Consider the following 17340-nt stretch of genomic DNA (forward strand, 5'->3'; position numbering starts at 1 on the left):
GGGCTGGGGTGGGGATGGGTGGACTCCGACGCGCCCGTAAGAAACCCATCCCCATCCTGTCCTTCCCCTTGAAGGGGAAGGTACCTGCTAATTTGCACCAGCGATGCACGAAGAAAGGACTCGGCCGAGACTCAAACTGCTGAACGCAAGATGAGCCCTCCAAGAACGAACCGCTACTACACCAGTCACCTTTCGCCCCGCCCCCGGAGGACCGCCGGCGCCCGGAGTCGCCCCGGTCGTCCGGGCCCTTACGCGTAGTCGCCGACGTAGGGGTTGTTCTGGCGCTCGTCGCCGAACGTCGAGGTCGGGCCGTGACCCGGCACGAAGGTGATGTCGTCGCCGAGCGGGAAGAGCTTCTCGCGGATCGAATGGATCAGCGTCGCGTGGTCGCCCTTGGGGAAGTCCGTGCGGCCGATCGAGCCCGCGAACAGCACGTCGCCGACGATCGCGAGGCGCGCATCGGCGTGGAAGAACACGACATGCCCGGGCGTGTGGCCGGGGGCATGGATCACGCGAAAGCTCTCCTCGCCCACCGTCACGGTGTCGCCGTCGTGCAGCCAGCGGTCCGGTTCGAAAACCTCGACGTCGGGAAAGCCGAACATCTTGCTCTGCTGCGGCATCCCGGCGATCCAGAAGCGGTCTTCCTCCTGCGGCCCCTCGATGGGCACGCCCAGCTCGCGCGCGAGCTTCGCCGTGCCGCCAGCGTGATCGATGTGGCCGTGCGTGATCAGCAGCTTCTCGATCTTCACGCCGAGCTTGTCGGCCGCGGCGCGGATGCGCTCCAGGTCGCCGCCCGGATCGACCACCGCCCCCCTCATCGTCTTGTCGCACCACACGATGCTGCAGTTCTGCTCGAAAGGGGTCACCGGTACGATACGCAGCTGGATCATGGCAGGCAGGAAGTCGGGTTGAACGGCCCGACAGTTTAGCGCGGCCGGCGTGCCGCACCCTAACGCAGCAGCGCCACGCCCTTCACCTGCGCGAACAGGCTCATGCCCGGCGCGATGCCCATCTGCACCGCGGAGCGCGTCGTGATGCGCGCGAGCAGGGCACGGCCGGCGACGTCCAGGCGCACCAGCGTGCGCCCGGGGCTCGCGTCGTCGAGCGACACCACGCGCGCCGGCAGCACGTTGAGGATGCTCGAATCGTGGCGCTCCGCGAGCGCCAGGCTCACGTCGCGCGCCAGCACGCGGGCGCGCACCTGCGCCCCGAGCGGCGCATCGAGGCCGGTGATCCACAGCGGCAGGCCGGCGAATTCGAGCCGCGTCAGCGCGAAACGCTCGTCGCGCCCCGCAACCAGCGCATCGACGACGACGAAGGCCTCCTCGTCGTGCGCGAAGGGCAGATCCAGGCGCGGCATCACCTCGTCGATCGCACCGGACGCGAGCACCCGCCCGTCGCGCAGCAGCACGACGTGATCCGCCAGCCGCGCGACCTCCTCCGGCGCATGGCTCACGTACACGACCGGCATGTCCAGTTCGCCATGCAGGCGCTCCAGATAGGGCAGGATCTCCGCCTTGCGCCGCGCGTCGAGCGCGGCCAGCGGCTCGTCCATCAGCAGCAGGCGCGGACTGGTCGCCAGCGCGCGCGCGATCGCGACGCGCTGGCGCTCGCCGCCCGAGAGCCGCTCCGGCATGCGCTCGAGCAGCGGCTCGATGCCGAGCAGCGCGATCGCGTGATCGAGCGACACGCGGCGCTCGGCCGCGGCGACCCGCTTCAGGCCGAATTCGAGGTTGCGCCGCACCGACAGGTGCGGAAACAGGCTCGCCTCCTGGAACACGTAGCCGAGCGGGCGGCGGTGCGTCGGCACATACACGCCGCACGCATCGTCCTGCCACACCTCGCCGCGCACCGCGAGGTAGCCGTCCGTCGCCCGCTCCAGGCCCGCGAGGCAGCGCAACAGCGTCGTCTTGCCCGAACCGGAGTGACCGAACAGCGCGCTGACGCCGCGCCCGGGCAGCTGCAGCGCCGCATCCAGCGCAAAACCGGACCACGCCAGCCGGAAGCGCGCCTCGATGCCGGCGCCGGAACCCTCGACCGCGGCAGCGGCGGGCCTCATCGCATGCCCCCGCGCTTGCGGCTGTAGAGCAGGAACAGCACGAGGAAGCTGAACGCCACCATCCCCGCCGAGAGCCAGTGCGCCTGCGCATATTCGAGCGCCTCGACGTGGTCGTAGATCTGCACCGACACGACGCGCGTCTTCTCCGGGATGTTGCCGCCTATCATCAGCACCACGCCGAACTCGCCGACCGTGTGGGCGAAACCCAGCACCGCGGCGGTGACAAAACCCGGCCGCGCGAGCGGCAGCACGACGCTGAAGAAGGTGTCGAGCGCGCCCGCGCGCAGCGTCGCGGCGACCTCCAGCGGCCGTTCGCCGATCGCCTCGAAGGCCTGCTGCAGCGGTTGCACGACGAAGGGCAGCGAATAGAACACCGAGCCGACGACCAGGCCCGCAAAGCTGAAGGGCAGCAGGCCCAGCCCCAGCGCCTGCGTGAGCTGCCCGACCGGACCGTGCGGCCCCATCAGCAGCAGCAGGTAGAAACCGATCACCGTCGGCGGCAGCACCAGCGGCAGCGCAACCACCGCGCCGACCGCACCCTTGAGCACCGAGCGCGTGCGTGCGAGCCACCACGCGACGGGCGTGCCGATCACGAGCAGGATCGCCGTCGTGACGGCCGCGAGCTCCAGCGTCAGCCGGATCGCCGCGAGGTCCGCCGCATCCATCATCGTCCCGCCCGCCTCACTGTCCGTAACCGTAGGACTTGATGATCGCGGCCGCCTTCGCACCGCGCAAATATTCCGCGAGTGCACGCGCGGCGGGCTTGTCACGCCCTGCGGCGAGGATCACCGCGTCCTGGCGCAGCGGCGCGTGCAGCTCGGCCGGCACCAGCCAGGCCGACCCGCCCGCGAGGCGGCCGTCGGCCCACACCTGCGACAGCGCGACGAAACCGAGCTCGGCGTTGCCGCTGGCGACGAACTGGTGCGTCTGCGCGATGTTCTCGCCGGTGACGAGCTTCGCGGCGAGCGCCTCGGCGACGCCCAGCCTGCGCAGCACCTCCATCGCCGCCACCCCGTAGGGTGCGGTCTTCGGGCTGGCCACCGCGAGATGGGCGAAGGCGCCGCGCCTGAGCACCTCGCCCTTGTCGTCGACGACGCCTGGCTGCGCCGACCACAACACCAGCTTGCCGATCGCGTAGGTGAAGCGGCTGCCGGCCACTGTCGCGCCCTCCTGTTCGAGCTTCAGCGGCGTCGTGTCGTCGGCCGCGAGGAAGACCTCGAAGGGCGCGCCGTTGCGGATCTGCGCGTAGAACTTGCCGGTGGCACCGAAAGCGAGCCGGGCCTTGTGGCCGGTGTCGCGCTCGAACTCGGCGGCGATCTTGTGCATCGGCGCGGTGAAGTTGGCGGCGACCGCGACCTGCACCTCCGCGGCGAGCGCGTGCGTAACGCCCAGCGCGAGGACTGTTGCAGCCAAGACTCTGCGGATTGCCGAAATCATCGAAACGGGCTCCCGATGTGCGCTGGGTGCGCTCCCTGACGGATGAGAGCGAATAGCATGCCACGAGCGCAAGCCCCGCGGGGCGCGGCTTTCGGGATCGGACGGTTTGGCGCGTTGTTGTCGCGCTCGCGACAATCGTGCGGCGAAGCGGAGGAAAAGTGCCGTGCGACGCACGGACGCCGGCACGGCAAGGCCGGCCGCATTGCGTCGCCGGCCCTTGGGAACGGACGCTTACTTCTTCGCGATGCTCGCGTCCTCGACCAGCAGCGGGTACATGTAACCGGACCCGAAATCGCGGTCGAGCTTGACGTTGCCGGTCACGACGACCTCGTCGCCGACCACGGCCGTATCCTTGCTCGTAACGATGAGGTTGTTGGTGGCCTGATCGCCCGAACCGTCGCGCACATGGACGAAGTTGCGCCCCATGATGCCGTTGTTCACCTTGACGACCTTGCCGCTGACCTGGATCGCCTTGCCCGACAGCTCGGCCTTTTCCTGATGCACGGCGGCGACGGTCTTGACGGCGGCATCCGCGGCGAAGGCTGCGGGGGCGACGGAACCGATCATTCCGGCGATGACGAGGGCGAGAACTTTCTTCACGAACAGACTCCTGCTGGTGGGTCCGCATGCGGACATGAGGGCGATGCTGCAGCCCGCCATTGTATACCGCGACGACGCCGGGTGAATGGCGTTTGCATTTACTAACCCGCCGTGCGAAGACTTCCGTTCGCCCCGGCCCCTTCGGCCGCGCTGCGGGCAGGCCTGTCGTCGCGGGGCTGACGAAGAGGCGCCCCCGGCGCGGACCGTGATGGCCGCGGCGCGGGGGCGGAAAGTGAGCAGGGAGCGGGGTGGGTGCGGCACGCGGGAAGCGCGTGCGGCACCGGACTCAGGCGAGGCGGAAGCGGCCGGCGGTGGTCTGCAGCCGCGCCGCGACGCCTTCGAGCTGGTGCGCAGCGGTCGCGGTCTCCTTCACCGCGGCGCTGTTCTCCTCGCTCATCTGGGCGGTCTGCTCGACGCGCCGTGCGATCTCGTTGCTCGCGGTCGACTGCTCGTGCAGCGCGCTCGTGATGTCCTCCACGGCCGCGACGACCTGGCGTGCCTGGTCCGTGAGCGCGCTGATCGCGTCGCCCGCCTCGCGCGACAGGGAATCGACGTCGTCCATGTGGGCCACGACCTTTTCCATGCTGGCGACGGCGTCGCGGGTGACGTTCTGCACCTGCGAGATCATCTCGGTGATCTCCTGCGTCGACTTGCCGGTGCGCTCGGCGAGCTTGCGCACCTCGTCGGCGACGACCGCGAAGCCGCGGCCCTGCTCGCCCGCGCGCGCCGCCTCGATCGCCGCATTGAGCGCCAGCAGGTTGGTCTGGTCGGCGATGTCGCGGATCACCGCGACGATCGACGAGATCTGGTCGGAGAAGCCGCCCAGCATGCGGATCTGCCCGGCCGTATGGGTGACCGCGGTGGCCGTGACGCGGCCGCTTTCGACCATGCGCGTGACGATCTCGTACCCTTCGGAGGACTTGCGCCCCGACTCGGTGGCCGCCGCGCGCACGTCCTTGGCATGGTCGGAAACCTGGGCGATGCTGACCGACATTTCCTCGACCGAAGCCGCCATCGACGACGCTGCCTGCGACTGCTGCTCGGTCGAACCCGACAGCTGCGTCGTCGTCGCCGCGAGCTGCTCGCTCATCGACGCGAGCCCTTCGGCGTGCTCCTGCAGGTTCGCGGCGATCTCGCGCAGGTTGCCCTGCATCGTGCGACAGGCCGCGAGCACCTTGCCCAGCTCGTCATGGCCGTCCACCTCGAAGGCGTGCGTCAGGTCACCCCCGGCGATGCGCTCGGCGGCTTCCTGCACGATCTGCAGCGGCTTGAGAATGGAGCGCAGCACGAAACCCGCATACACGGCCAACCCGATCGCCGCCACCACGGCGATGATGGCGATCTCGATCAGCGTCCGGCTGCGCTCCTCATCAAAGTGGCGATCGGCGTCGAGCGCCTCGCGCCCCATCGACTCCGCAACCTTGGCCAACTGCTCGCGGATGCGGCTCACCGTCGCGTCGGCCTCGTCGTCGATCGCATGGATCGCAGGATCCACCTCGTTGTCGGCGTTCAAGGCCGGCAGCAGACGCTTCTCGAACAGCGCGACGATCGCCTCGACGTCCTTGCGTGCCTGCGCCACCGCCGCCTTCTCCTCGGACGAGTCCGCGGCCTCGGCGAGCCGCTGCAGGTCGCTGTTCGCCTCGGCGTGCAGGGCGGCGAAATCCTTCTTCGCCGCGTCGATGTCGCGGTTGATGATCGTGTCGGCGAAGATCTGGTAGAACTGGGCTCCCAGCCACGAGGCCTCCGCGGCGCGCGCCTGCGTCTGCGTGCGCGCAAAGCCGTCGTCCTGGAAACTTGCGAGGTGACTCATGCGGTAGAGCGCGATCCCCATCACCGTGGCAAGCATGATGAGGGCGATGGCGACCATGACCAACAGGCGGTGTTTGACACTCATGATGCGGCTCCCTGACTCTTATGCGATTCCGGGAGGGTCGACTACCAGCCCGGGTTCAGATCTTAACGTCGCAACCACAACTTTATTAAGGTTATTTTTCTTCAAATTCATTGTCTTCCGGCGCTTGCCCTGGTCCTGCCCGACCCGCCGGCGGGTCGACGCGAATCATTTATTCCTTCGTCATTCAAACACGCACTCGCAGTACACCGGCAATGCAATAATTGGCACTCCACCACGGCTTCCCCTCGACCAGCAGAGACCTCGACGATGGCACGCATCCACCCCGAAGGCTGGCAACGCATCCCCGCAAGCGGGGCGCTGGCGCGCGAACTGGAGACGCTCGCGACGCTCGCGGAAGGACTGCCCGACGACCACGCGGTGTATCACGGCATCCACTGGACGCGGGTGAATCGCGACCATGCGCTGTTCGGCGAGATCGACTTCGTCGTCGTCGGCCCGACCGGGCGTGTGCTGCTGATCGAGCAGAAATCCGGCTTCCTCGACGAAACCCAGGACGGGTTGGTCAAGACCTACGCGAAGGCGAGGAAGAACGTCAGCGTGCAGATGGCGCGCAGCGCGGACCACCTGCGCGAGCGCCTCGGGGTGTTCCTGAAGGGCCACAAGGCGCGCATCGACGCGCTGCTCTACTGCCCCGACTACGCGGTGCGCCAGCCCGGCAGCGCCGGCATCGATCCGGCGCGCATCGTCGACGCCAGCCGCCGCCAGCACCTCGTCGCGATCGTGGAGAGCCTGCTGCGCGACGACGTGCGCGACCGCGTCGTGCTCGACAACATCCACCGCTTCCTCACCGACGAGCTGGAGCTGGTGCCGGAGGTGAACGCGATCGTCGGCCAGGCCGAGGCGCTGTACACCCGGCTCGCCGGGGGGCTTGCGGAATGGGCGCGGCGCATCGAGATGGAGCCCTTCCGCCTGCGCGTGACGGGCACCGCCGGCAGCGGCAAGACGCAGCTGGCGATGGCGGTGTTCCGCGACGCGCTCGCCGCCGGACGGCGGCCGCTGTACGTGTGCTACAACCGCCCGCTCGCCGACCACATCGCGCTGATCGCGCCGCCCGGCGGCGAGATCGCGACCTACCACCAGCTGTGCGACCGCGTGCTGCGCGCCCACGGCGAGGTGCCGGACTTCCGCCGGCCGGACGCGTTCGCGCAGCTGGAAACGCGCTTCCGCGAGCTCGATCCGGGCGAGGCGTGGCGCTTCGACGAACTGATCGTCGACGAGGGGCAGGATTTCCGCGCGGAATGGCTCGACACGCTGCTGCGCCTGTTGCGGCCGGGCGGACGTGCGTGGTGGCTGGAGGATCCGCTGCAGAACCTGTACGACCGTCCCCCGGTCGAGCTGCCGGGCTGGGTACGCATCACCAGCGAACGCAATTACCGCAGCCCGGGCGACATCCTGTCGGCGCTGAACCGCATGTTGCCGCTGCCGCAGGCGCTCGAGGCGGGCAGCCCGCTCACCGGCTCCGACGTCGAGTTCCTCACCTGGAGCGACTCCGCCGGGCTCATCGACGCGACCAAGCGCGCGATGACGCGCGCCATCGGGCTGGGCTTCCGCCGCGACATGATCGCGACGATCACCTTCCGCGGGCGCGAGCATTCGGTGTTCACGCCCTTCGACCGCCTCGGCGCGCACCGCCTGAAGGCCTTCACCGGCAGCTACGACCTGCTCGGCAATCCCGTGTATTCGGACGGCGACTTCCTCATCGACTCCGTGTACCGCTTCAAGGGCCAGGCCGCGCCGTGCGTGATCTTCACCGAGATCGACTTCGAGGAGCTCGACCCGCTGACGGTGCGCAAGCTCTTCGTCGGCGCGACGCGCGCGGGCATGAAGCTGATCATGGTGCTGTCGGAGCACGCGGCGGCCCGCCTCGTCACCGGCCTGGAGGACTGAAGCCGGGGCACTTCCGAAGGGTCGGCCGGCGGGCAGACCCCGCACGGCGCGTCCTGGTTAAGAACGTTTAATCTTCCGTCCACCGTCTCACTAATAAGAATCATTATCATCTCAGGCAGATCATTGGAGCCTCCCATGAAACGCCTGACCTTCACCCTGTTGTGCCTGCCGTTCGCCGCCCTCGCGGCCGATCCCGCGGAAATTCCGCTTGCGATCAAGAACCACCGTTTCGAACCGGCCGAGGTCCATGTGCCCGCAGGCCAGAAGGTGAAGCTGGTAATCCACAATCAGGACAGCACGCCGGAGGAATTCGAGAGCCACGAGCTGAATCGCGAGAAGGTGATCCCCGGCGGCGCGAAATCGGCGGTCTTCATCGGGCCGCTGCAACCCGGCAAGTATCCGTTCTTCGGCGAATTCAACGAGGCCACCGCGCGCGGCGTGGTCATCGCAGAGTAAGCCCATGTTCGGCTCCGCGATCATCGTCTTCCGCGAATCCCTGGAGGCGGCGCTGCTGATCGGCATCATCGCCGCGGCCGCGCGCACCCTGCCCGATCGCAACCGCTGGCTGTGGAGCGGCGTCGGCGCCGGCGTCGCGGGCGCGCTGATGGTCGCGGCGCTGGCCGGGAAGATCGCCGAGATGGCCGACGGCATGGGGCAGGAGATGCTCAACGCCGCGATCCTCGGCCTCGCGGTGACGATGCTCGCGTGGCACAACATCTGGATGGCGCGCCACGCACGCGAGATGGTCGACGGCGCGCGCGCGCTCGTGCGCGACGTGGCGGACGGGCGGCGCGAACTGTCGGCAGTCATGGTGCTGGTTGCGATGGCCGTGCTGCGCGAAGGCTCGGAGACCGTGCTGTTCCTGTTCAGCCTCGCGTCCGAAGGCGAATCCACCGGCCAGGTGCTCATCGGCGGCGCGCTCGGGCTGGCCGGAGGTGCCGCAGTCGGCTACGGCATGTTCGCCGGGCTGTTGCGCATCCCGGTGCGCTGGTTCTTCAGCGTGACCGCGGCGCTGGTGCTGCTGCTGGCCGCCGGCATGGCCGGCCAGATGGCGCGCTTCCTGATCCAGGGCGACATCCTGCCGCCGCTCGCCAACCCGCTGTGGGACACCTCGGCGTGGCTGTCGGCGAATTCGCCCGCCGGCACGCTGCTGCACGTGCTCGCAGGCTACGACCCGCGCCCGAGCGCAATGCAGGCGCTGTTCTACCTCGGCACCATCCTCGCGATTGCGCTGGGCATGTACCTCGCGCGCGCGCCGTCCCGCCGCAGCGCACCGGCCTGACCTTCCCCTTTTCCGTCGCGCGAGCCCGGCCCGCAAGGTGTCGGCCGGGCTCGCGCATGCCTCGCATCCGGTTTTCTACGCACGACATCGAAAGGACCATCATGAAGAAGCAGCTCATCGCCCTCGCGCTCGCCGGTTTCGGCGCGGGTATCGCCCACGCCGGCCCGGCCGCCTACATCTACACGCCGACTGTCGAGTACGGCGAACACGAGATCGAGTTCAAGGCCGGCTCGCATCGCGATCACAGCAAGGAAGACGAAACCGCAATGATGATCGGCTACGGCATGGGCGTGACGCCGTGGTGGTTCACCGAACTGAACGTGGAGTACGAGCGCGAGCGCGGCGAGCGCTTCAAGTACGAGGCCTTCGAATGGGAGAACAAGTTCCAGCTCCTCGAGACGGGCAAGTACCCGATCGACCTCGGCGTGCTGGTCGAGATCGAGCGTCCGCGCGAGCACGCCGAGGGCTGGGAGCTGAAGCTGGGCCTGCTGACGCAGAAGGATTTCGGCAAGGTGCAGGCGAACTTCAATGTGCTCGCCGAGCGTCACTACGATGCCGAGGAAAAGAGCGAGACCGAGCTGGGCTACCAGTGGCAGCTGAAGTACCGCCTGATGCCGACCTTCGAATACGGCCTGCAGGGCATGGGTGAAGTGGGCAAGTGGAACGACTGGGCGAAGTCGGACGAGCAGGAGCACATGGCCGGTCCGGCGATCTTCGGCAAGCTGCCGATGGGCGGCCACCAGGCGCTCAAGTACGACGTGGGCTTCCTCTTCGGCATGACGAAGGACACCCCCGAGCACACGCTGCGCATGAAGCTCGAATACGAGTTCTGATCCCCGCGTCGCGCATCAGGCAAGAGGCCCTGCCGGTCAGTCCGGCAGGGCCTTCTTGTTTCTGACTCGGCAGTGGCCGCCGGGGACGCTGCTCCGCACGGACGGGACAGGGCGCCCCGCCGATGCACTTGTCCTTGGCGGGCGGCGGGCGCCGCGGACGCGAGCTGATAGAATTCGCGCCGTTCCGAGGCCCGCCACGCACCCGAAGAGACGCCATGTCGAAGAAAGCCGAGAAGTTGATCCAGCAGGCGCAGGCCGCTGCGAGCGCCGGACACCGCGCCCAGGCACAACGCTGCTACGAGAAGATCCTCGAGAAGGAGCCGCGCCACCTCGATGCGCGCTATTTCCTCGGCACGCTACTGGCCGAACAGGGGCTTTACCCGCAGGCGCGCCAGCATCTCGAGATCGCCGCGCGGCTCGCGCCCGACTCGCCCTACATCCTCAACAACCTCGGCAACGTCCACCTCCTGTGCGGGGAAGACGCGGCCGCCGAACAGGTTTTCCGCAAGGCGCTGCGCGTGGCCCCGGACATGCCCGAGGCGCAGACGAACCTCGGCAACCTGCTGGTGCGGAAAGGGGCGCTGGAGGAGGCGATCGGCCTGGCGCAGAAGGTCGTCGCCGCGCGCCCCGAGCAGGTCGCCGCGCACGTGATGCTGGCGAACGCGCTGAAGGATCAGGGCCGCATCGACGAGGCCATTCCGCATTTCCGCCGCGCCGCCGAGCTGTCGCCGGGCAACGCCGTCGCCCGCTCCAACCTGCTGATGGCCCTCAACTATTCGACGGCATCCTCGCCCGCGGACATCCGCCGGGCGCACGACGAATGGGCCAGCCGCTTCCCGCCGGCCCAGCCACGCCCGGCGCAATCGCGCACGGGGCGTCTGCGGATCGGCTACCTCTCGCCGGACCTGGGCCGGCATCCGGTGGGCTACCTGATGGAACCGGTGCTGGCCGCGCACGACCGCGAGGCGTTCGAGATCTGCGTCTATTCGGACAACCGCAGCCCGGATGAGATGACCGCCCGCCTGCGCACCCACGTCGACAGCTGGCGCGACGTCGGCGCCCTGGGCAACGACGATCTCGCGTCGGTCCTCGCGACCGAGCGTCTCGACGTGCTCGTGGAACTGGCGGGCCACGGGGCCGGCAACCGGCTCGCCATGCTCGGACGCCGGCTCGCGCCGGTGCAGGTGAGTTACCTCGGTTATCCGGCGACGACGGGGCTGAAGAGCGTCGACTACGTGATCACCGACCGCGCGCTGGATCCGTCGGATTCCGACCAGGCCTTCTATGCGGAAAAGCTGTGGTGGTTGCCGCGGCCGTGCTTCGCCTTCCGGCCGGACGAGGAATTTCCCGCGGTGGGAGCGCTCGCCGCCGCGACGTCGGGCACCCTGACTTTCGGCTCGTTCAATGCGCTGGCCAAGATCAGCCCGGCGGTGATCGACTTGTGGGCGGCGGCGATGCGCGCCCTGCCCGATGCGCGCCTGCTGATGCAGGCGCGGGCTTTATCCGATCCCGGTTCGCGCCTGCGCGTAGCCGAAGCGTTCCGCGAGCGGGGCGTCGCGCCCGAACGCATCGAGATGGCGGGCTTCACGTCGCTGCCGGAACATCTGGAGCTGTTCAATCGCACCGACGTCTGCCTCGACACCTTCCCGTGGAACGGCCACATGACGACGCTCGACAGCCTGTGGATGGGCGTCCCGGTCCTGACGCTCGCGGGCGATCGGCGCGCGTCGCGGATGGGGGCGACGATCATGGGCGAACTCGGCCTGACAGACTTCGTCGCCGCCACGCCGGACGAGTTCGTCGCCAGGGCGGTGGCACTCGCCGGCGACCTGATCGGGCTGGGGGAACTGCGCGCGTCGCTGCGCGAGCGGCTGGGCCGGTCGAGCCTGGCGGACGGCGCCGGACTCGCCCGCGCGCTGGAAGCGGCTTTCGCGGCGATGCATCAGGCCGCGCTGCAACCCGCGCCGTAAGGGCACGGAGCGCGCAGGTCGGGCGCCTCGTGGCGCCCGGAGTTTCAGCGCCGGGAGAACTTGCCCACGAGCTGGGCAAGCTTCTCGGTCTTGCGGCGCTCGGTTTCTTCGGCGCGCAGGCGCTCGCGCTCGGCTTCGGCCGCGACCTTCTTGCGCTTGGCGACTTCGGCGAAGCGCTCCTTGAGCGTCTGCGCGGCGTGCTGGCGCTGCTCTTCCGTGACTTCGCCGCTTTCCTTGCCGTCGAGGTCGAAGCGCGCGGTGGCCTTCTCGACAGCCTTGAGGTAGCGCGTCGTCGCGGTGTGCATGCGCATCGCGCTGCGGACGACCTTGCGGTCGATCTCGGGGAAGCGCTCGGCGATGGCCTTGTCGATGCGTAGCGCGAGCGGCTTCACTTCGCTGAAGGTCGGGGAGATTTCCTGAAGCTTCTGCAGCAGGCCGCGGGCATCGATGCCGGCGGTCTTGGCTTCGGCGGCCGGAGCGGCGGGCTGTTCGGCCACGGCTTCGGGAGTCGTTTCGGTAGTCATTGCGGGAGGGAGCTGGGACTGCGGACGAAAAACGGCATGATCGCATGAAAACGGCTTGGGGGGCCGTAATGGTGGCGCCGTGCGTTCGGGGCGTCAGGGCGGGCGCACGCGGCGCTTGTGCCGGCGCATTCGTCCGGCGCGCCACGTGCGCCCGCCCTGACGGGTGAGCCTGGTCAGGTCTCGACGGTTTCTTCTGTTCGGATTCTCGCTGCGCAGTACTTGAACTCGGGAATCTTGCCGAACGGATCCAGTGCGGGCTGGGTGAGCAGATTCGCGGCAGCCTCGACGTAGCAGAAGGGCATGAAGATCGAGCCTTTCTGCATGCCGCGGTCGGCGCGCGCGGCGAGCGTGATTGCGCCGCGGCGGGTTGCGAGGGTAATCGTCGCGCCGGATTCAATGCCGAGCGCGGCGAGGTCGTCCGGATGCACGGTGCACCACGGCTGCGGTTCGAGCGCGTCGAGGACGTTGGCGCGGCGGGTCATCGAGCCGGTGTGCCAGTGCTCCAGCACGCGGCCGGTCGTGAGGACGAAGGGATAGGCCTCGTCGGGGAGTTCGGCGGCGGGGAGCGGCGCGACGGCGACGAAGCGGGCGCGCCCCGTTGCGGTGGGGAAGTCCTGCTCGAACAGCACGGGGTAGGAGGGACCGTCCTCGGTGAATTTAGGCGCGACGACAGCAGTTTCCGCTTCGAGCTGCGCCCAGGTGATGCCGGCGTAAGCAGGGAGCGCCTGGCGAAGTTCCTCGAAGACCTCGGCCGGGCCGGCGTAGTTCCACGCGAGGCCGAGGCGCTGCGCGATCTGCTGGATGATCCACCAGTCGGGGCGCGCGTCGCCGGGCAACGGCAGCACGGGTTGCGAGAGCTGCACGAGGCGGTCGGTGTTGGTGAAGCTGCCGGTCTTCTCCATCAGGCTGGAGGCGGGCAGGATCACGTCGGCGAGCATCGCGGTCTCGGTGAGGAAGAGGTCCTGCACGACGAGGTGCTCGAGGCCGCCGAGCGCGGCGCGCGCGTGCGCGAGGTCGGGGTCGGACATCGCCGGGTTTTCGCCTTCGATGTACATGCCGCGGATCTCGCCGGCGAGCGCGGCGTCCATGATTTCGACGACGGTGAGGCCGGGCTTGTCGGTGAGCGGCGTGTTCCACAGCGTTTCGAACTTCGCGCGCACGGCCGGATCGCTGACGCGCTGGTAGTCGGGGAACATCATCGGGATGAGGCCCGCATCCGACGCCCCCTGCACGTTGTTCTGGCCGCGCAGCGGGTGCAGGCCGGTGCCGCGGCGGCCGATCTGGCCGGTCATCAGCGCGAGCGCGATCAGGCAGCGCGAGTTGTCGGTGCCGTGGATGTGCTGCGAGATGCCCATGCCCCAGAAGATCATGCTGTTGGGGCCTTGCGCATACAGGCGCGCGACTTCGCGCGCGGTTTCCGCGGGGATGCCGGTGATCGCCTCGACGCGTTCGGGCGGGAAAGCGAGCGCGGCGGCGCGGAAGGCGTCGAAGCCTTCGGTGCGCGCGGCGATGAAGGCGTCGTCGGTGAGCCCTTCCTCGATGATCACGCAGGCGAGCGACAAGAGCAGCGTGACGTCGGCGTCGGGGCGGAACTGCAGGTAGCGGTGGGCGTGGCGCGCGAGCGGAGTTTCGCGCGGATCCATCAGGATCAGCTTCGCGCCACGCTCGACGGCGTTCTTGATGAAGGACGCGGCGACCGGGTGGTTCGCGGCCGGGTTCGCGCCGATCACGACGATCACATCGGCGAATTCGACGTCGCGCACCGGGTTCGACACCGCACCCGAGCCGATGCCCTCCAACAATGCCGCGACCGAGGACGCGTGGCACAGGCGCGTGCAGTGGTCGACGTTGTGCGTGCCGAAGCCGGTGCGGACGAGTTTCTGGAAGAGGTAGGCCTCCTCGTTGCTGCCTTTCGCGGAGCCGAAGCCGGCGAGCGCGTGCGGGCCATGCTGCGCCTTGATGCGGGCGAGGCCGGCCGCGGCGGCGTCGAGCGCTTCTTCCCAGTTCGCTTCGCGGAAGGCGGCGAGCGGGTTGGCGGGGTCGAGGTCGACGGATTTCGCGATGCCGGGCTTGCGGATCAGGGGTTTGGTCAGGCGGTGGGCGTGGCGCGGGTAGCCGAAGCCGTAGCGGCCCTTCACGCACAGGCGGCCGGCGTTCGCCGGGCCGTCGCGGCCGACGACGTGGACGATCTTCGTCTCAGGGCCGTCGCCGGCGACGTGGTAGGTCGTCTGACAGCCGACGCCGCAGTAAGGACACAGCGAGTCGATCGCGCGGGTTTCGGGGGCGGCGATCGGCGTGGCGGCTACGAGAGGCACTTCGGCTTCTTCTTCCGCAAAGGCGCCGCGGACGAGCGCCGGCATCGCTACCGGTGCTCCGGGGGCATCGACGAGCGCGGCCGGCAGCAGCGCGCCGGTCGGGCAGGCCTGCACGCATTCGCCGCAGCCGACACACGAGGAGGTGCCCATCGGGTCGTTGAAGTCGAACACGATCGCCGTGTCGGCACCGCGGCGCGCGAGACCGATGACGTCGTTGACCTGTTCCTCGCGGCAGGCGCGCAGGCAGCGCGTGCATTGGATGCAGGCTGCGAGGTTCACGGCGATGCCGGGGTGGCTGCGATCGGGCGTGGGATTTTCGCGTGGGGCGAAGCGGGATTCCTTTACACCCAGTTCCTCGCACCAGTGCGCGAGTTCGGAATCGGCTTTTTCGGCGTCGGCCGGCACGTCGGCACGCAGCAGTTCCAGCACCATGCGCTGCGACGCGCGGGCGCGTTCGCTCTCGGCCTTCACCTTCATGCCGGGCTTGGGCGCGCGGCAGCACGAGGGCGCGAGCACCCGCTCGCCGTCGATCTCGACGACGCAGGCGCGGCAGTTGCCGTCGGCACGCAGGCCGTCCGTGTAGCACAGGTGCGGGATGTCGGTGCCGGCGCGGCGCGCGGCCTGCAGGATCGATTCGCCGGGGACGGCATCGATTTCGCGGCCGTCGAGTTCGAAGCGGATCATGTCGGTGGCGTTCATGCTGCGCCCTCCTCCTTCTTGCCGCCCACTTCCTGCGGGAAGAAGCGCAGCACCGATTGCATCGGGTTCGGCGCGGCCTGGCCGAGGCCGCAGATCGAGGCGTCCATCATCGTCCTGCCGAGTTCGGTGAGCAGCCCTGCGTCCCATTCGGGGGCCTTCATCAGTTCGGCGGCCTTCGCGCTGCCGACGCGACAGGGCGTGCATTGGCCGCAGGATTCGTGGGCGAAGAACTCCATCGCGTTCTCCGCCAGCAGCCGCGCCTTGTCGTACTGCGAGAACACGACGATCGCCGCCGAACCGATAAAGCAGCCATAGGGCGCCAGCGTGTCGAAGTCGAGCGGCACGTCGGCGAGGCGCGCGGGCAGGATGCCGCCCGAGGCGCCGCCGGGAAAATAGCCGTAGAGTTCGTGACCGGGGAGCATGCCGCCGCAGTGCTCGGCTATGAGCTCGCGCAGCGTGATGCCGGCATCGGTGACGACGACGCCGGGCTTCGCGACGCGGCCGCTGACCGAAAAGCTGCGCAGGCCCTTGCGGCCGTTGCGCCCGAAGCCCGCGAACCAGTCGCCGCCCTTCTCGACAATGTCGCGCACCCACCACAGCGTCTCGAGGTTGTGCTCGAGCGTCGGCCGACCGAACAGGCCGACCTCCGCGACATAGGGCGGGCGCAGCCGCGGCATGCCGCGCTTGCCTTCGATCGATTCGATCATCGCCGATTCCTCGCCGCACACGTAGGCGCCGGCGCCGCGGCGCAGTTCGATCGGCGGCAGGTCCGGCCACTCGGCGCGCACGCGGTCGAGTTCCTCGGCGAGCAGGCGCCGCAGCGCCGGGTACTCGTCGCGGATGTAGATCCAGATGCCGGCGATGCCGACGACGCGCGCGGCGATCAGCATGCCTTCGATGAAGCGGTGCGGGTCGGTGGCGAGGTAGTGGCGGTCCTTGAAGGTGCCGGGTTCGCCTTCGTCGATGTTCACCGCCATGTTGCGCGGCGCGGGCTGGGCCGCGACACTGCGCCACTTGCGCGCGGCGGGGAAGCCGGCGCCGCCGAGGCCGCGCAGGCCGGCGCCGTCGAGCGCGATGATGATCGACTCGGGATCCCGTGCACCGCTGCGCACCGCCTCCCACAGCTGGTAGCCGCCGGCCGCGCGATAGGCGTCGAAGCGGATTGCATCCGGTGCAGCCTCGTCGCGCTCGCCGCTCGCGACGGTCGCGGCGACCTTGTCGGCATCCGCCTGCAGCACCGGCCGCTGGCCGACGACCGCGACCGGGGCGCTGTCGCAGCGGCCGACACAGGGCACGCGCTGCACGCGCACCTCGGCACCGAGCCTGCTCGCGAGCGTCGCGGCGAGTTCCGCGCCGCCCGCCATCGCACAGCCGAGCGAATCGCACACGCGCACCGTGAGCGCCGGCGGCGCTTCGCCGCCGGCCGGGACGAAATCGAAGTGATGGTAGAAGGTGGCGACCTCATACACCTCGGCGCGCGCGAGCTTCAGCGCTTCGGCGAGCGCGGCGAGGTGGTCGGCGAAAAGCGCGCCGTGGGTATCCTGCAGCCGGTGCAGGTACTCGATCAGGCGGTCGGCGCGCGGGACGATGCCGGCGTCACGGTCGGGCACGAGCGCCGCGGCGGCGGCGGCGTGCGCGGATTCGGGCAGCGGTTCGCGCTTGCGCCCGCGCTCCCCGCCACCCTTTCCGACTTTTCCACCACGACCTCCTCCTGAAACCTCACGCACGGCGTCGGGATCACCGCCCTGCCCTGCCAGTCCGCCGGCTCTGCCTTGCTGTTCCGCGATGTTCGCCATGCTGTTCGCCGTCTCTGTTGTTG

Annotated in this window: 14 protein-coding genes; 5 read left to right on the forward strand and 9 right to left on the reverse strand. The window is 69.2% G+C overall.

Annotation, left to right across the window (positions count from 1 at the left end):
- Positions 1 to 248 precede the first annotated feature (248 nt).
- The 6 genes from BW991_RS02230 to BW991_RS02255 form a co-directional block, all read right to left on the reverse strand.
- Positions 249 to 890, reverse strand: a complete 642-nt coding sequence (locus BW991_RS02230; RefSeq protein ID WP_076600452.1) for an MBL fold metallo-hydrolase — start codon at positions 888 to 890, stop codon at positions 249 to 251.
- Positions 891 to 949: 59 nt separating this feature from the next.
- Positions 950 to 2059: a molybdenum ABC transporter ATP-binding protein gene (modC, locus tag BW991_RS02235; RefSeq protein WP_076600453.1), complete on the reverse strand. Its 1110-nt coding sequence runs from the start codon at positions 2057 to 2059 to the stop codon at positions 950 to 952.
- Entirely contained in the window at positions 2056 to 2727 is a 672-nt protein-coding gene (gene modB, locus BW991_RS02240; RefSeq protein WP_076600454.1) for a molybdate ABC transporter permease subunit, read from the reverse strand. The genes modC and modB overlap by 4 nt, the downstream gene beginning before the upstream one ends.
- 13 nt (positions 2728 to 2740) lie before the next feature.
- On the reverse strand, positions 2741 to 3496 hold the full coding sequence (gene modA, locus BW991_RS02245; protein WP_076600455.1) for a molybdate ABC transporter substrate-binding protein: 756 nt from the start codon (positions 3494 to 3496) through the stop codon (positions 2741 to 2743).
- A 231-nt stretch (positions 3497 to 3727) separates the two neighbouring features.
- Positions 3728 to 4096 carry a hypothetical protein gene (locus BW991_RS02250; protein ID WP_244551575.1) on the reverse strand — a complete coding sequence of 123 codons (369 nt, stop codon included), beginning with the start codon at positions 4094 to 4096 and terminating at the stop codon, positions 3728 to 3730.
- 286 nt (positions 4097 to 4382) lie between these two features.
- Positions 4383 to 5990, reverse strand: a complete 1608-nt coding sequence (locus BW991_RS02255; RefSeq protein ID WP_076600457.1) for a methyl-accepting chemotaxis protein — start codon at positions 5988 to 5990, stop codon at positions 4383 to 4385.
- Between the two features lie 267 nt (positions 5991 to 6257).
- On the opposite strand from BW991_RS02255, the gene BW991_RS02260 reads away from it, so the two are divergent.
- From BW991_RS02260 to BW991_RS02280, 5 genes are all read left to right on the forward strand, one after another.
- Entirely contained in the window at positions 6258 to 7898 is a 1641-nt protein-coding gene (locus BW991_RS02260; RefSeq protein ID WP_076600458.1) for an ATP-binding domain-containing protein, read from the forward strand.
- Between the two features lie 135 nt (positions 7899 to 8033).
- Complete coding sequence (locus tag BW991_RS02265; RefSeq protein WP_076600459.1) at positions 8034 to 8354, forward strand: cupredoxin domain-containing protein; 321 nt, start codon at positions 8034 to 8036, stop codon at positions 8352 to 8354.
- Positions 8355 to 8358: 4 nt separating this feature from the next.
- Complete coding sequence (locus BW991_RS02270; RefSeq protein WP_076600460.1) at positions 8359 to 9180, forward strand: FTR1 family iron permease; 822 nt, start codon at positions 8359 to 8361, stop codon at positions 9178 to 9180.
- 101 nt (positions 9181 to 9281) lie between these two features.
- Positions 9282 to 10013, forward strand: coding sequence for a hypothetical protein (locus BW991_RS02275; RefSeq protein ID WP_076600461.1), 732 nt, complete (start codon positions 9282 to 9284; stop codon positions 10011 to 10013).
- A gap of 215 nt (positions 10014 to 10228) precedes the next feature.
- Complete coding sequence (locus BW991_RS02280) at positions 10229 to 11983, forward strand: O-linked N-acetylglucosamine transferase, SPINDLY family protein (RefSeq protein ID WP_076600462.1); 1755 nt, start codon at positions 10229 to 10231, stop codon at positions 11981 to 11983.
- A gap of 44 nt (positions 11984 to 12027) precedes the next feature.
- Here the strand turns inward: BW991_RS02280 and BW991_RS02285 are convergent, their stop codons facing one another.
- The 3 genes from BW991_RS02285 to BW991_RS02295 form a co-directional block, all read right to left on the reverse strand.
- Positions 12028 to 12507 carry a ProQ/FINO family protein gene (locus tag BW991_RS02285; protein WP_076600463.1) on the reverse strand — a complete coding sequence of 160 codons (480 nt, stop codon included), beginning with the start codon at positions 12505 to 12507 and terminating at the stop codon, positions 12028 to 12030.
- A 173-nt stretch (positions 12508 to 12680) separates the two neighbouring features.
- Positions 12681 to 15521: a formate dehydrogenase subunit alpha gene (fdhF, locus tag BW991_RS02290; RefSeq protein ID WP_076600464.1), complete on the reverse strand. Its 2841-nt coding sequence runs from the start codon at positions 15519 to 15521 to the stop codon at positions 12681 to 12683.
- Entirely contained in the window at positions 15518 to 17317 is a 1800-nt protein-coding gene (locus tag BW991_RS02295; protein ID WP_076600465.1) for an NAD(P)H-dependent oxidoreductase subunit E, read from the reverse strand. Before BW991_RS02295 ends, fdhF begins: the two co-directional genes overlap by 4 nt.
- Positions 17318 to 17340 lie beyond the last annotated feature (23 nt).

Source organism: Aromatoleum tolulyticum, from assembly GCF_900156155.1.
Lineage (GTDB): Bacteria > Pseudomonadota > Gammaproteobacteria > Burkholderiales > Rhodocyclaceae > Aromatoleum > Aromatoleum tolulyticum.